General features: G+C 65.9%; 12 protein-coding genes. 9 read left to right on the plus strand and 3 right to left on the minus strand.

The genetic code is table 11. The features are described from left to right. Positions 1-27: 27 nt before the first annotated feature. The 8 genes from QPK29_RS28715 to QPK29_RS28750 all read left to right on the plus strand — a co-directional run bounded on the left by QPK29_RS28715 (position 28) and on the right by QPK29_RS28750 (position 9,881). Positions 28-1,440, plus strand: coding sequence for an NAD-dependent epimerase/dehydratase family protein (locus tag QPK29_RS28715; RefSeq protein ID WP_371771869.1), 1,413 nt, complete (start codon positions 28-30; stop codon positions 1,438-1,440). Positions 1,441-1,481: 41 nt separating this feature from the next. Further along, complete coding sequence (locus tag QPK29_RS28720) at positions 1,482-2,786, plus strand: sugar MFS transporter (protein ID WP_371771870.1); 1,305 nt, start codon at positions 1,482-1,484, stop codon at positions 2,784-2,786. Between the two features lie 207 nt (positions 2,787-2,993). Beyond that, positions 2,994-3,677 carry a TetR/AcrR family transcriptional regulator gene (locus QPK29_RS28725; protein WP_371771871.1) on the plus strand — a complete coding sequence of 228 codons (684 nt, stop codon included), beginning with the start codon at positions 2,994-2,996 and terminating at the stop codon, positions 3,675-3,677. 24 nt (positions 3,678-3,701) lie between these two features. Next, positions 3,702-4,859: an HlyD family secretion protein gene (locus tag QPK29_RS28730; RefSeq protein ID WP_371771872.1), complete on the plus strand. Its 1,158-nt coding sequence runs from the start codon at positions 3,702-3,704 to the stop codon at positions 4,857-4,859. Continuing rightward, positions 4,856-6,391: an MDR family MFS transporter gene (locus QPK29_RS28735; RefSeq protein ID WP_371771873.1), complete on the plus strand. Its 1,536-nt coding sequence runs from the start codon at positions 4,856-4,858 to the stop codon at positions 6,389-6,391. The genes QPK29_RS28730 and QPK29_RS28735 overlap by 4 nt, the downstream gene beginning before the upstream one ends. 9 nt (positions 6,392-6,400) lie before the next feature. Then, on the plus strand, positions 6,401-7,807 hold the full coding sequence (locus QPK29_RS28740) for an efflux transporter outer membrane subunit (protein WP_371771874.1): 1,407 nt from the start codon (positions 6,401-6,403) through the stop codon (positions 7,805-7,807). A 48-nt stretch (positions 7,808-7,855) separates the two neighbouring features. Then, positions 7,856-8,719 carry a DeoR/GlpR family DNA-binding transcription regulator gene (locus QPK29_RS28745; protein ID WP_371771875.1) on the plus strand — a complete coding sequence of 288 codons (864 nt, stop codon included), beginning with the start codon at positions 7,856-7,858 and terminating at the stop codon, positions 8,717-8,719. A 34-nt stretch (positions 8,720-8,753) separates the two neighbouring features. Continuing rightward, positions 8,754-9,881, plus strand: coding sequence for an alpha/beta hydrolase (locus QPK29_RS28750; protein WP_371771876.1), 1,128 nt, complete (start codon positions 8,754-8,756; stop codon positions 9,879-9,881). A 307-nt stretch (positions 9,882-10,188) separates the two neighbouring features. Here QPK29_RS28750 and QPK29_RS28755 read toward each other — a convergent pair whose 3' ends face one another. After that, on the minus strand, positions 10,189-10,635 hold the full coding sequence (locus QPK29_RS28755) for a hypothetical protein (protein ID WP_160408720.1): 447 nt from the start codon (positions 10,633-10,635) through the stop codon (positions 10,189-10,191). 517 nt (positions 10,636-11,152) lie between these two features. On the opposite strand from QPK29_RS28755, the gene QPK29_RS28760 reads away from it, so the two are divergent. Then, a complete protein-coding gene (locus QPK29_RS28760) occupies positions 11,153-12,148 on the plus strand; it encodes a zinc-dependent alcohol dehydrogenase family protein (protein WP_371771902.1) in 996 nt (331 codons plus the stop codon). 161 nt (positions 12,149-12,309) lie between these two features. Here the strand turns inward: QPK29_RS28760 and QPK29_RS28765 are convergent, their stop codons facing one another. Then, complete coding sequence (locus tag QPK29_RS28765; protein WP_371771877.1) at positions 12,310-13,437, minus strand: 6-phosphofructokinase; 1,128 nt, start codon at positions 13,435-13,437, stop codon at positions 12,310-12,312. 4 nt (positions 13,438-13,441) lie between these two features. Next, positions 13,442-15,871, minus strand: a complete 2,430-nt coding sequence (ppsA, locus tag QPK29_RS28770) for a phosphoenolpyruvate synthase (RefSeq protein WP_371771878.1) — start codon at positions 15,869-15,871, stop codon at positions 13,442-13,444. Positions 15,872-15,909 lie beyond the last annotated feature (38 nt).

Consider the following 15,909-nt stretch of genomic DNA (forward strand, 5'->3'; position numbering starts at 1 on the left):
CCAATCAACCGTATCGAAAGAGAAGACATGCCGAAACAAATTTTCCTGACCGGCGCGTCCGGAAACATGGGCAATGCCGCTTTGGAGCACCTGCTTTTATCGCACCAGGACATCAAGGTACGCATCCTCGTGCTGCCGTCCGAGCTACGCCATCGCCGCATCCGACGCTGGCAGGACGACGCGCGGGTCGAGGTGCTTGCTGGCGACCTGCGCAACTATGAGGATGTACTGGCAGGAGTGACAGGAGTCCGCTACGTCCTGCATGTCGGCGGGATGGTATCGCCGGCATGCGACCGCTTCCCCGAGCTGACGCGTCAGGTCAATGTCGGCGGTGCCGCCAACATTGTCCGGGCCATCCAGGAGCAGCCGGATCCGGATGCGGTCAGGCTGGTCTATATCGGTACCGTGGCGCAAACGGGCAGCCGCAACGCGCCCATCCACTGGGGTCGTACGGGTGATCCGATCAAGATCAGCAAGTACGACCACTATGCGGTCACCAAAACCCAGGCCGAGGCGATTGTCGCCGAGTCCGGGTTGCGCTACTGGGTCTCGCTGCGCCAGTCGGGCATGGCGCATCCCGACATGTGGAAGATCTTTGACCCGATCATGTTCCACAATCCCATCAATGGCGTGTTCGAATGGTCGACGGTGAAGGACTCCGGCCGTTTGATGGCTGCGGTCTGCGGGGACGATGTTCCGGAACGGTTCTGGCGCTCGTTTTACAACATCGGCGGCGGACCGTCCTGCAGGGTCAACAACCACGAATTCATGCGGGTGACCTTTGAGGCGCTGTCAGGGGATTACCGCAAAGTACTCGCCCCGCACTGGATCGCGACAAAGAACTTCCACGGTCAATGGTACGCCGATTCGGATGCACTGGAACAACTGGTGCCGTACCGCAGCCAGAGCCTGGCCGATTTCATGCATGAGTACCGCGCGGCCATCCCCTGGTATGTCAAGGCGACGGCACGCTTTCTTCCAAGAGCCATCCGGAAGCGCATCGCCGGCCTGGCGCATGCGGAGGGCGGGTCGATGGCCTGGATCGAGAACAACGATACCGAGCACATCGATGCTTTCTTCGGGTCGCGTGCGGACTGGGAGCGCCTACCCAGGAGCTGGGACCGGTTCGAACTCGCCAGCGCCCCGACCACGCCGACCCTGCTCGACCACGGTTACGACGAGCAGCTGGCGCCGGACCGGTGGGACGGCGCCGCGCTGCGGCAGGCGGCTGCATATCGCGGTGGCGCCTGCCTGTCGGACGCGAGCGTGGGGCCCTACCGTCCGGTGCGCTGGCGTTGCGCCCGCCGGCATGAGTTCGACATGTCGCCCAACCTGTTCCTGCGTGGAGGCCACTGGTGCCCGCAGTGCATGGTCGATCCGTCCACCTACGACGAGGTGGCGCGGCACAGCCCTTACTTCAGGCAGGTCTGGCCCGACTGATTCTTCCCTTCGTCCGTATCCGAACCTACTTCAACGACTTCATGGAACCCATTCCTTCGGCTCCGGCCATGCATCAGCAACATCGAGCTGGCGAGGCGACGACCGGCCCGCTCGCCGTCATCACGATGCTGTTTTTCATGTGGGGCTTGCTCACATCGCTGAACGATATCCTCATACCGCACCTGAAGGCCGTCTACATGCTCAGCTATGTCCAGGCCATGCTCGTGCAGTTCTGCTTTTTCGGCGCATATTTCCTTGTCTCGGCGGCGGCGGGAATGCTCATCAAGAAAATCGGCTACCAGCATGGCGTGGTCGTCGGCCTGCTGGCGGCGGCGGCCGGCTGCGCATTATTCTATCCCGCAGCCTTGGGCGGCTACGGCCTGTTCCTGTGCGCGCTGTTTGTCCTTGCGTCCGGCGTTACCGTGCTCCAGGTGGCCGCCAACCCGTACGTGACGGTGCTTGGCGATGCGAGGTCCGCGTCCAGCCGGCTGACCCTGACCCAGGCGTTCAACTCCCTCGGGACGACCGTTGGGCCGTTGCTCGGCGGCGTGATGATTTTATCCGGCACGGTCCTGAGCGCCCAACAGCTCGCGAACATGCCGTCGGACGCTCAGGCTGCCTACCGTACAGCTCAGGCAGCCATGGTCCAGATCCCGTACCTGATGCTCGCCGCGGTGCTCGTGCTGCTGGCGGTCGTGTTCATGGTGATCCGTCTGCCGCGGATCGCGCACGACGGAGACCCCGCGCGTGAACACGGCAACAAGTCGATTCTCGGGTATCGCCATCTTGTACTCGGCGTGGGCGCCATCTTCCTGTACGTCGGCGGTGAAGTGAGCATTGGCAGTTTCCTGATTAACTTCCTCGAAGATTCGCGCGTCGCATCGCTCAGCCAGGCCGACGCGGCACACTATGTCAGCTTCTATTGGGGTGCCGCGATGGTAGGGCGCTTTATCGGTTTTGCCGCGATGCGTTACATCAGTCCCGGGAAGGCTCTCATGTTCAATGCCGGCTGTGCGGTGTTCCTGCTGCTGTGCGCTATCCTCGGCCGGGGACACCTGGCGATGTGGTCGATCCTGCTGGTAGGACTGTGCAATTCGATCATGTTCCCGACCATTTTCAGCATGGCCCTGCGCGGCCTCGGGGTGCGGACCGGCCAGGCGTCCGGCCTGCTCTGCATGGGCATCGTGGGCGGCGCACTGGTGCCGTTCGCACAGGGCCTGCTGGCCGACACGATCGGCCTGCGCGCATCGTATCTTGTTCCTGTAGCGTGCTATGTGTTCGTGTTCTATTACGGATGGAAGTACGCGGCGCCCGCGACGCACCCGTTGCGTAAGTCCTCTCATTGAATGTTCCGGCCAACCGGCGCCATGCGCTCCGGTTCGCTGCCCCACCTCCCGCAGTCCTCGTCTTTCGTCCACGCCGGACGGCCGCTTCCCTCAAGCGATCACTCTCCTGATTATTTAAAACGGGCAGCTTCCGGGCGCTTGCGTCATTACAAAACGCTCGCTAAACTAATCAAACGTTTGTTTGAATAAGAACCGGAAGGATACGCAGTGACACAAGCTTCGCCGACGCGCAAGGTGCGCGCAAACGGTCAGCACGCCCGGGAAAAGATCCTGCTGGCGGCGCTCGGATTGTTTTCCAAAAAAGGCTTTACGGGCACGTCGGTGCGCGACGTCGCCAGTGCCGCCGACGTCAACCTGGCGGCGATCTCTTATCACTTTGGCGACAAGGCTGGCCTGTATCGCGCCGCGTTGCACGAGTACCTCGACGATGCCGGCGACGACATTCCGGCATTCGATACACCCGGCCTGACGTTGGAGGAGTTGCTGCGACGGTACATGCGCGTCTGCCTGCGGCCGCTCGGCATGGGCAAGCCGGCGCTGCTCAGCGTGCAGCTGCGCGTGCGCGAATTCATCGAGCCGACCGGACTCATGGAATCCCTGGCCGAGGGGCGCGACCAGGCTTATGCGCTCCTCCTCGGCATCCTGACGGGTCATTTCGGTCTCGAAGCGCCGGACGATGAGCTGGAGGCACTGGCGTTTTCGATTTTCGCCTTCGTCGGCAACCTGTATTCCGCCCAGGATCACCTCGCCGCCAGGCGACCGGCGCTGCTCGACGCGCCGGACGCCGCCGAGGCATGGGAAGAGCGTTTCACGGCCTATGCCTGCGCCATGGTGGCGGTCGAGTCCGAGCGCCGCAAGGCTGCAGCGCACGCGAACCAAGGTCCTGCCTGACCAGCTCCATTCAGAAAGCATTCAATGACCGACCACACATTCACGCCCGAAGCAACGTTCGATGGACAGGCCACGCCCGCCGCGCCAACCGGGAAGCGTCGCATTCCGCCGGCCCTGTCCGGCTTCGGTGCGGCCGCGCTGCTCGCGGGAGCGGCATGGCTGACCTACCATTATCAGGTCGGCCAATTCTACGAAGAGACCGATGACGCGTATCTCCAGTCGGAGGCCGTGACGATCGCTCCCAAGCTCGGCGGCTATGTCGAGGAGGTGCTGGCGAAGGATAACGAGCTCGTGAAGGCAGGGCAGCCATTGGTGCGTATCGATCCGCGCGACGCGCACGCCCAGGTCGAGCAGTTCCAGGCGCAGATCGGTATCGCCCGCGCCAATGCCGATGCCGTGCGCGCCCAGATCGGGGAACAGGAATCGGCGGTTCGGCAGGCGCGGGCCCAACTCGCGACGGCACGCACCAACGCCGCCTTCGCCGCCGCCGAGGAGCGCCGCTACGCGCCGCTGGTGGAGATTGGCGCCGAGACCGCCGAGCAGTTCGCCAACCGGCGCAATCAGGCCGAGCAAAGCGCACAGCAGGTCGACGCCTACCGCGCCGCACTGGAGACTGCGGAAAAGCGCATCGTCTACCTGCGCGCCCAGGTGGAACAGGTCGAGGCGCAGGCCGCCAGCGCCGAAGCGCAACTCAAGACGGCCAGGATCAACCTGTCGTCGACCACGATCAGCGCCACCGTCGACGGGCGCATCGGCGACCAGACCGTGCGGCCCGGCCAGTTCGTCCAGCAGGGCACGCGCCTGATGTCCCTGGTGCCGTCGAACAGCCTTTACATCATGGCCAACTTCAAGGAAACCCAGATCGGCCGCATGCGCGTCGGCCAGCCGGCCGAGATCAAGGTCGATGCGCTGCCGGGCCTGAAGCTGCACGGCCATGTCGACAGCATCGCGCCCGGTACCGGTGCCCAGTTCTCGCTGCTGCCACCGCAAAACGCCACCGGTAACTTCACCAAGATCGTCCAGCGCGTGCCGGTACGGATCGCGCTCGATCCGAGCGCAGCGACGCGTCAAGTGTTATTGCCTGGGCTGTCCGTCAAGGTCACCGTGGAAACGAGCAATGCCAAGGATGCCGTCAAGCGCATCCTGGCCGCCGAAGATGCCCGCGAAGGAGTGCGCAAGTGAATGGCGTGGCGGAGCCGCGCGCCGACGCAGCCGCGTGGCTGGCGGTTGCCGCCGGCACGCTGGGCGCACTGATGGCGACGCTGGACATTTCCATCGTCAACTCCTCGCTGCCCACGATCCAGGGCGAGATCGGCGCCAGCGGCACCGAAGGCACGTGGATCGCGACCGGCTACCTGGTGGCGGAAATCGTCATCATTCCGTTGTGCGGCTGGCTCGAGCGGGTGTTCGGACTGCGTACTTTCCTGTTGCTGGTCACCGTGCTGTTCACCGCGTTTTCGGTACTGTGCGGCCTGTCCACGTCGCTCGACATGATGATCGTCGGGCGCGTGGGGCAGGGCTTTACCGGCGGCGCGATGATACCCACGGCGCAGACCATCATCGCCACCAGGCTGCCGCGCAGCCAGCAGGCGGTCGGCGGCGCGATGTTCGGCGCGACCGCGATCCTCGGTCCGGTCATCGGTCCCGTGGTGGGAGGCTGGCTTACCGAAAACCTGAGCTGGCATTACGCATTCTTCCTCAATATCCCGATCTGTATCGCACTGATGGCGTTGCTCTGGATCGGCTTGCCGCACCAGAAGGCGCAGGTAAAACAGCTGGCGGAGGCCGACTGGCTCGGCATCGTGGGTTTGACCGCCTTCCTCGGGGCGCTGACGGTCGTGCTGGAAGAGGGCGAGCGCGAGCAATGGTTCGAATCGGGCTTCATCGTCTGGCTGACCGTGCTGTCCGCCGTGGGCTTGCTCCTGCTGATACTGGGGCAGCTGACCGCGAAGCGTCCCGTCATACGCCTCGACATCCTGCTCGACCGCCAGTTCGGTGCCGTCGTCGTCATGGGGACCATGGTCGGCATGGTGATCTACGGGACGTCCTATGTCATCCCGCAATTCCTGGCGACCATCGCCAGCTACAACGCGTCGCAGGCTGGCGGCGTCGTCGTGCTCTCGGGAATACCCAGCCTGATGCTGATGCCGCTGGTGCCGTTGCTGATTCGTTACGTCGATATCCGCCCGGCCGTGGCCTTCGGACTGGTGCTGCTGGGAGGCAGCGCCTTCATGGACACGGGCTTGACGGCGCAGGCCGCGGGTTCGGCGTTCGTCGCGTCGCAATTGATCCGCGGCGTCGGCACCATCTTCGCCATGCTGTACCTGAACCAGGCCGCGATCCAGTCCGTTCCGCGTGAATTCGCCAGCGACGCAGCAGGCCTGTTCAATGCCGCGCGCAACCTGGGCGGGTCGCTCGCGCTGGCCGGGATCGCGGTGATCCAGAACCAGCGCATGTGGCTGCATAGCCGCCGGATGGAAGAAACGTTGAGCGCCAACGGTCCCGGCGTCCATGACTACCTGGCGGCGCAGGCGCATGTCCTGGGCGGCATGCCGCAAGCGTTGCGCGCCCTGTCCGGGACGATCCAGGTCCAGGCGCTGACGATGACCTATATCGACCTGTTCTGGATCCTGGCCGTGGGTGTGAGCTGTACGCTCCCCCTCGTGTTGTTCCTCCGGCCGCTCGACAAGGACGCGCCCCTGGCGGCCCATTGAAAGTTCCCGATGTATAAACGAGCCATCCTTCTCGCTTTCTTCGCCAGCCTCGCCGCCGGTTGCACCACCGTCGGTCCCGATTACGCGGGGCCGCCGCATGTCACCGTCCCAACGGCTTTCAAGGCGCCCACGACGTCCGGCGGCTACCCGGCCGTGTCCCCATGGTGGTCGCAGCTCGACGATCCTGTGTTGAACAGCCTGCTGGACCGGGCGCTCGGGACAAGCCCCGGACTCGCGGTCGCGCAAGCGCGCGTGCGGCAGGCCCGTGCCGTGTTCCAGGGCGAGCGCGCCAACCAGCGGCCCAAGGGTGGGATGACGCTACTGGCTGCGCATGCGCGTCTGCCATCGGGCGGCGACGGCGCGCAGGCGTCCAGCCTCGATCTCTATAACGCCGGATTCGACGCCACCTGGGAGATCGACCTGTTCGGCGGCCGGCGCCGTGCGGCGGAAGCGGCAGAAGCCTCGGCGCAGGCGATGGAGGCCAGCCTCGTCGATGTCCACGTCAGTCTGGCGGCAGACATCGCCCAGGACTACGTCAACCTGCGCGGCTGCCAGCAGCGCATTGCCTTGACCGACGCTGCGATCGCCCGTCAACAGCGGGCGCTGGAGTTGATCCAGCGCCGGCGGCAGGCGGGCGCCGCGTCCGAACTCGATCTGGCGCGCCTGCAGGCGCAGCTGGAAGCGACGCGGGCGGACGCGGGGCCGCTTGTCGCCGAGCTGGATGCCTACCGGAATGCGCTGGCTGTGCTGCTGGGACAGCCTCCAGGCACGCTGGACATCGAGTTGGCACAGCCAGGCCGGGTGCCGTTGCCGCCCGCGGCGGTGGCGGTCGCTGAGCCCGTCGCGTTGCTCCGTAGCCGGCCCGACGTCCGGGCCGCCGAACGTACCCTCGCAGCACGTACGGCCCAGATCGGTCAGGCGGAATCCGCGCGATTTCCCCGTGTGACATTTATGGGCTTGATCGGCATCGGGGGCACGCATCTGTCCGACCTGACCCGCCTGGACGACTTCGTTGCCCTCGCCGCCCCGCAGCTCAGCTGGAATTTCCTCGACTTCGGCCGCAATGCCGCAACGATAGAGAAGGCGAATGCCCTGCGCGACGAAGCGGAGGCCCAGTACCGGATCGCGGTCCTGGGGGCGCTGCGCGACGCGGAGGATGCGCTGTCGCGCTTCCGCCAGCGTCGCATTACCGTCGCCACCCGGGCACGCGCGCGGATGGCTGCGGAACACACGGCCGATCTGACGCGCGCGCGCCAGCGTGCAGGCACCGCGACCCTCATTGACCTGCTGGATGCCGAGCGCACGCAGATCAATGCGGAACAGGGCCTTGCCCTGGCCGAAGTCGCATTGACCAGCGACTTCATTTCCGTTCAAAAGGCATTGGGCCTGGGCTGGACGAATTCGAACCCACCGTAACACCGTTGTTGAAGCACCCATAAGAGCAATGACATCGAGGAGACAATCATGAACCAGGATCGCCGCAAAAAATTGTTGAAGCTTCTCGCCGCGCACCAGACAGCATCGATCAGGTGGCTTGCCGATGCGCTCGATGTATCGCCAGCCACCGCGCGCCGCGACATCGACTGGCTGGCCAGCCGCAATCTGCTCGTCCGGACGAGAGGCGGAGCGCAAAGCGCCGGACCCAAGTCGCAGCAAAATCCGCTGTCGAGCGAAGCGTTCCAGAAGAGCATCCTGGAGTGCGCGGCCCGCAAACGCGCGATCGCGAAGAAGGCGGCATCGATGTGTGTGGACGGCGAAACGATCATCATCAATGGTGGAACCACCACATTCATGATGGCCGAATTCCTGATCGAGAAGAATATGCGGATCCTGACGAATTCGTTTCCGATGGCCCAACGGCTGCTGGCCACGAGCGAGAACGAAATCGTCCTCTCCGGCGGTAATATCTATCGCGAGCAGAATGTCATCCTGGCACCTTTTGACAATGACGTCACCCAGAGCCATTACGCCAGCAAGATGTTCACGAGCGTGTATGGGCTGTCCCTGCTCGGCCTGATGGAAGCCGACCCGCTGTTGATCCAGGCGGAGCAACGCCTGATCAAGCAGGCTGAAGAGCTGATCGTCGTGGCCGACAGCTCCAAATTCGGTCGCAACGCCGGCCTGATCATGTGCCGCCTGGACCAGGTGGCGCGCGTCATTACGGATACCGACGTCTCCGACAAAGCCGTCCAGATGCTCGAGCACCAAGGTATCCAGGTCATTACGGTGCCGGCTGAGGAGCCCAGGCTGCACGCCGAGGCCGCCGTGCCCGGTCGGCGACACGGACGCGAACCGCGGGAACCCTGGGAAATCGGCGCCTATATTTAAGCCGTCTCATCCCAATGCAAAGGAAAAAACAGACATGACTAAGCAGTCTTCGGCGCTCAAGCATGCCCTGCTCGTGGGCGCCATGCCGATGCTGTACTGCGCGATGCCGGCGTACTGTGCCGAGAAAGTCGTCCCTGCCGTGGCGCAGGCCGACCCGTCCCGGATCGTGCCGGATACGGTTTCGGATTCCTGGAAGACGAGTTGGCCGTTGCTCATGAAGTACATCACGAAGTCCAACGGTCCCTTTCCAAAGCCGGACGACTATGCGGGCTGGGAAGCATCGTACACTGCGAACGAAAAGAGAGTTCGGCCTCTGGTGGCAGGCAGCGCGAAGATGTGGCGTGTCGAGACGCGGGAGGCCAGGCTGGGCGGTGTCCCTGTCCTGCGAATCGTGCCGTCGAACTGGCATGACGATGGCCGCGTGCTGATCCACGTGCATGGCGGTGGCTTCACGAGCGGGTCCGTGTATACCAGTTTGGGCATGTCCACGCAGGTGGCGGCGGAAACGGGATTGCAGGTCATCTCTGTGGACTATACGGTGGCGCCGCGCGGACGTTGGCAGCAGGTCACCGATCAGGTGATCGCGGCGTACAAGGCGGTGCTGGCGGAGGGCGTGGCACCGGAGAACATCGCAATGATCGGCGAGTCGGCCGGCGGCTCCATCGTCGCCGGTACCACGTTGAAAGTGCGCGATCTCGGTTTGCCGATGCCAGCCGCAGTGATTCTTTGGTCGCCATGGAGTGACGTTTCAGGCGCGGGCGATACCTATCGCACCCTGGCCGATGCCGAGCCGATGCTCACGATGCCTTCGCTGAATGCGTCGGCGCTTGCCTATGCCGATATCGCCGATCAAAAAAATCCTTACGTGTCGCCCGTGTATGGCGACTTCAGCAAAGGCTATCCGCCCACGCTCATCCAGGGCGGGACGCGTGAAGTTTTTCTCAGCAATTGCGTGCGGCTTTACCAGTCGATCAAGGCAGGCGCCGGAAACGCAACGCTGGACTTGTACGAAGGGATGATTCACGGATTCCAGTCCATCCTGCCGACTTCTCCGGAGAGTAAAAGTGCTCTCCGCACGGTGCGCGCTTTCCTCGACAGGAACATGAAGGCCGGAGGGGATGCGGCAAATGTCGCTGGTGTGAAGCGGTCGCCTACGGACTGATTCGCACGCTCCCGAAACATGGTCGCCGTCGTAGCCAATTTGCGATTCCAAGAATAGACGTCGCGGACGTTTCCAATGCCTGACACGCACTACAATGAGTCTGTTGGCATGCAGGCTCGCAGTGAGTACGGGATCGTCCACGGGTGCCCTGCTTTGACCAGCACGTATGAGGGTACGGATAAGGGTAGACAGTGATGCGACTTGAGGCCGAGCCAGCATTCATGCGCGTTGTAGCGGACTATAAGAATCCCACCGCCTCTGCCAGGAACAATTGTTTTAGAGAAATCTTTAACATTCATGAGACCGGTCAGCGCGACGGTCGGGCGCAGTCCGTGCGCTTCTTGTGCACCCGGAAGGTTCGCTTGGGCGGCGGCCCTGGCGCCGCGCCAACGGGAGCGCGGACGGCTTGCCTGTGCCTGTCTTCGATATAGACAGGGTTGGCGCGTTCCATGATGCCGATGGCCCGGATGGAATCGGGTTCGATGGCGCCAGTAAGGGTAATGACGTGGCGTCCGGGCAAGAAGCCGGACTCATCCACCCGTTCAGGCGCATCGTGCCACGGCCCGAACAGCCGCGCGAGTAGTTGCCGGAGCGTGTTCCTGCTTTCGGCGTCGGGCGGGCGCTCCGTGTCGCCGGCTTCGGGAGGACTGACGAGCGAGGTCCCGGAACGCGGAAAACCGGAGAGGATCAATTCGTCCAGCACTTGCCGGGCATCGTCCCGGTTGTTGAAGACTGCTGTGAGATCGTGGCGCATGACGTGCCCCTTTTCGCTTGCTCTTTCACTCGGCGCGAGGGATGGCACGCGCCCAGCCGCAGCGTACGGCAGGCCTGGATGCGTCTGGAGGGGCACGTGCCGGGGAGGGGCCCGGTAACCGCAACCACGCAGTGCGGGTCACTTCATGCAGTACGGCGCTCGAATGCTCAAAGCATACGCTGAATTCGAACCCGGTGTACGCTGTTTCGCATGTCGGAAAGCGCCAGGTGCAAAGCTGCTGTCAGCGCCGGCATATCGTGCTGGCATGGGAGGAAGCGATGAGACTGAGTGAAGCGGATGAGCTCGGACAATGTGCGCAGGTCCTGAAGAGCAGGACCTGCTCGTGTCTCTGGACGAGCCCGTCGGTATCGCTGGCGCCGGTATCCTGTCGCTTCAAGAACGCCATCGAACCCGCCGTTGCGCGTGTCCACCGTCGGAGTACATTGAATGCTGCCGACCGCGCCGATCCGGATGCCGCCGGTTTCCGCTGAGGGAAGACCCCGCCATGACTGCGACGATGACTGCGATGCTGCTGGATGGCCCCGGACGTGCATTGCGCACGGCGACCCTGCCGGTTCCCGAGCCATCGGGACATGAGATCCTCATCCGGGTTTCCGCCTGCGCGGTGTGCCGCACCGACCTGCATATCGTCGATGGTGAACTCGCGCCGCGTCTGCTGCCGCTCATTCCCGGCCATGAGATCGTCGGCCTGGTGGCGGGCGGCGGGCCGGAGGCGCGGCGTTTCCGCCCGGGACAGCGCGTCGGCGTACCATGGTTGGGCGGCAGTTGCGGACATTGCGCCTATTGCTTGGGAGGACGCGAGAACCTGTGCGACCGGGCCGTGTTCACAGGCTATGACCGCCATGGCGGCTTTGCGGAGTACGCGCTGGCCGACGAACGCTACTGTTTTGCGCTGCCGGAGGCGTACGACGACGTGCACGCGGCGCCGCTGCTGTGCGCCGGGTTGATCGGCTACCGGGCGTATGTTCATGCGGGCGATGCGACGCGGCTCGGGTTGTACGGCTTCGGCGCCGCGGCACACCTGGTGGCGCAACTGGCGCTGCGCCAGGGGTGCGAAATCCATGCCTTTACGCGCCCGGGTGACACGCGCTCCCAGGCCTTCGCACGTTCGCTCGGCGCCGCATGGGTCGGCACGTCGGACGCGCTGCCGCCCGCGCCGCTGGACGCGGCGATTCTGTTCGCGCCGGCCGGGGAGTTGGTGCCGCGAGCGCTTGCGGCCACTCGCAAGGGCGGCGTCGTGGTCTGCGCCGGCATCCACATGAGCGATATCCCTTCCTTTCCCTACTCGCTGTTGTGGGGAGAGCGCTGCGTACGCTCGGTGGCGAACCTGACCCGCGCGGATGGTGACGCCTACTTTCGCCTGATTGCACACGGCGAGGTGCACACCAGTGTCGTTCGCTATCCCTTGCAGCAGGCCAACCAGGCGCTCGCGGACTTGCGCAGCGGGCGGATCGATGGAGCGGCGGTGCTTGTGCCGAATGCGTGCGGGTAGCGGGCCTGGTAAAAACTGGTACACCAGTTCCAGAAGATGGCTGATGTTTGCAGAGCAGCCTCGATACCTGAACGTGCAGATGGAAAGCCATCGGTGGCTGTCGAGTGCCTGCAAACGTCTGATCGGATGGCCGCCGGCGGGCAGGATCGCGGGACCCATGCTCACGCGTCCGCCGCCGGACGATCGCCCAGGCAGATGCCGACTTCGCGTGCCGTCCGGATCGTGTCGCCGCCGAGCGGCACGCGGCGGGTCCGGCCCGCGACGTCGGCCAGCGGCACGGTGCCGATCTGCTGGCCGTCCAGCGTCACCATGACGCCCCTCTCGCCACGCGCCAGCGCGCGAACCGCCGCGGCGCCGAAGCGCAGGGCGATGACGCGGTCGAATGCGGACGGGCTGCCGCCGCGCAACAGGTGGCCCAGTACCACACAGCGGCATTCCTTGCCCGTCAGTTCCGCCAGGCGGGCTTCGACCCACGCGCCGATACCGCCCAGGCGCTCGGCGCGGCCGGCGCCGGCGGCCTCCAGCACCGCGCGCTGGCCGCCGACGGGCAGGGCGCCTTCGGCCACGACCACGATCGAGTGGCGCCAGCCGAGCGCGTCGCGGGCATGGATGGCGTCGGCCACGACGCGCGTGTCGAACGGGATCTCGGGTAGCAGGATCGCATGGGCGCCGCCGGCCAGGCCCGCATGCAGCGCGATCCAGCCGGCGTAGCGTCCCATCGTCTCGACCACGAGAACGCGGTGCTGGCTGTCGGCGGTGGTGTGCAGGCGGTCGATGCAGTCGGTCGCGAAGGCGACCGCGGAGTCGAACCCGAAGGTCTGCAGCGTCCGGTCGAGGTCGTTGTCGATGGTCTTCGGTACGCCGACCACGCGCAGGCCCTTGCGATGGAGGCATTCGGCGATGGCCATCGAGCCGTCGCCGCCCACGACGACGACGGCGTCGAATCCGGCGCGGCGGCACAGGGCCACCAGTTCGTCGCTGCGGTCGTCCTCCGCGACGGTGCCGTCCGCGCGCGCCACCGGATAGCGCAGCGGGTTGCCGCGGTTGGTGCTGCCCAGGATGGTGCCGCCGAGATGGCCGATGCCGTGCACGGTCCGGGCCGACAGCGGCACGACGGGTTCGCCCACGCACTGGCCGGGCGCGAGCAGGCCGTTGAAGCCGTCGCGGATGCCATGGCACTCCCACCCCAGCCGCGCGGCCGCCAGCACGACGGCGCGGATCACCGCGTTCAGGCCCGGGGCGTCGCCGCCGCCGGTCATGATGGCGATCCGCGCGATGGGCGGTGCCATGACGTCAGTCCTGGCCGTCGCGCGGCGGCAGGCCGAGCTTGCGTTCGACGTCGACGAGGTTGCGCGCGGTCGCCACCACCGAGTCCGGGTTCAGGCTGATCGAATCGATGCCTTCCTCGACGAGATAGCGCGCGATCTCGGGATAGTCGGACGGCGCCTGGCCGCAGATGCCGACGTGGCGGCCGTTGCGGTGGGCGCCCGCGATGGCCTGGCGCAGCATCTCCAGCACGCCCGGGTCGCGCTCGTCGAAGTCGAAGGCGACGATCTCGGAGTCGCGGTCGACGCCCAGCACGAGCTGGGTGAGGTCGTTCGAGCCGATCGAGAAGCCGTCGAACAGGCACGCGAACGCGTCGATCTGGATCACGTTGTTGGGGATCTCGCACATGACGTAGACCTCGAGGCCGTCGCTGCCGCGCGCGAGGCCGTTCCTGGCCAGCGCGCGCAGCACGTCTTCCGCTTCGCGTACGCGCCGGCAGAACGGGATCATCAGCTTCACGTTCGTCAGGCCCATGTCCGCGCGTACCCGCTGCAGCGCGCGGCATTCGAGGGCGAAGCCTTCCGCGTAGGCCGGATGCGCATAGCGCGCCGCGCCGCGGAAGCCGAGCATCGGATTGGCTTCCTGCGGTTCGAACGACGCGCCGCCCAGCAGGCTGGCGTATTCGTTGGTCTTGAAGTCCGACATGCGCACGATGACGGGCTTCGGCCAGAACGCGGCCGCGATCGTGCCGATGCCTTCGGACAGCTCGCGCACGAAATAGTCCGCCGGCGACCGCGCGTTGCGCGTCAGCCGGTCGATCTCGGCGCGCGCGCCCGCGTCCCGTACCTGGTCCGGATGGACGAGCGCCATCGGATGGATGCGGATGTGGTCCGCAACGATGAATTCCATGCGCGCCAGGCCGACGCCGTCGTTGGGCAGGAAGCAGGTCCGGAACGCGGTGTCCGGATTGCCGATGTTGACCATCAGCCGGGTGCGCGGCATCGGCAGCGCGGCCAGGTCGGTCGTGATCTTGCGGAACGGCACGCGGCCCGCGTACACGTGGCCGGCATCCCCTTCCGCGCAGGACACGGTGACCTCGTCGCCGGTGCGGATCGCCGCCGTCGCGCCGCCGCAGCCGACCAGCGCCGGCACGCCGATCTCGCGCGCCACGATCGCCGCGTGGCACGTGCGCCCGCCGCGGTCGGTGACCACTGCGGCGGCCGTCTTCATGACGGTGCCCCAGTCCGGCATGGTGGTGGCTGCCACTAGGACTTCGCCCGGCTGGAACTGGTCCAGGTCGGCGGCGTGCGCGACCACCCGTGCCTTGCCGGACGCGACGCTGCCGCCGACGGCGCGTCCCGTGGCCAGGACCTGCGCCTTGCCGTCGAGGCGGTATTCGTCGATGCGGGTGCCGGTCTGGCGCGAGGCGACCGTCTCCGGCCGCGCCTGCACCATGTAGAGCTTGCCGTCGAGGCCGTCGCGTGCCCATTCGATGTCCATCGGCACCGGATGGCCAGCGCGGGCGGAGTAATGGTCCTCGATGCGCACGGCGGCGTCCGCCAGTTCGAGCACGGCGGCGTCGTCCAGGCAGAACCGGGCGCGTTCCTCGTCCGTGGTCGGCTCGTTCCGCGTGGTGACCGTGGCGCCCGCGGCCGCGTATACCATCCGGACTTCCTTGCCGCCGAGGCTGCGCCGCAGCACGATGCGCCTGCCCGCGCGCAGCAATGGCTTGAACACGTAGAACTCGTCCGGGTCGACCGCGCCCTGCACCACGTTCTCGCCCAGCCCGTAGGCGCCCGTGAGGAACACGACGTCGCGGAAACCGGTCTCGGTGTCGAGCGTGAAGATCACGCCGGACGAGGCCAGGTCGGCGCGCACCATCTTCATCACGCCGACCGACAGCCAGACCTTGAAATGGTCGAAGCCGTGTTCGATGCGATAGACGATCGCGCGGTCCGTGAACAGGCTGGCGAAGCAGCGGCGCACGCTGTCGACGAGCGCGGCCTCGCCGACGTGCAGATAGGTCTCGTGCTGTCCGGCGAAGCTGGCGCCAGGCAGGTCCTCGGCGGTCGCGGAGCTGCGCACGGCCACCGTCAGGCTGTCGCCGTATTCCGCGCGCAGCCAGTGCCATCCCTGCAGGATGCCGTCCTCCAGCTCGGGCACGAGCGGCGCGCCGGCCACGATCGCGCGCGCCTGCGCCGCGCGGCGCGCCAGGTCCGCGACGTCGGCCGGATCGACGCCGTCGAGCGCCGCGTGCAGCGCGGGCCAGGCCCCGGCCCGGTCGAGCGTGGCACGGTAGGCCGCCGCGGTGACGGCAAATCCGTCCGGCACGCGCAGGCCCTGGCCCGTCAGCTGGCGGTACATCTCGCCCAGGGATGCGTTCTTGCCGCCGACCGATGGCACGTCGTCGATGCCCAGCTCGGAAAACCAGCGGATGTAGTCGTGCGGCGTCGCCATGGCATCGGCCTCCAGGAACGGACTGCTAGCCTGACCAT

Source organism: Massilia orientalis, from assembly GCF_030411975.2.
GTDB classification, from domain to species: domain Bacteria; phylum Pseudomonadota; class Gammaproteobacteria; order Burkholderiales; family Burkholderiaceae_D; genus Telluria; species Telluria orientalis.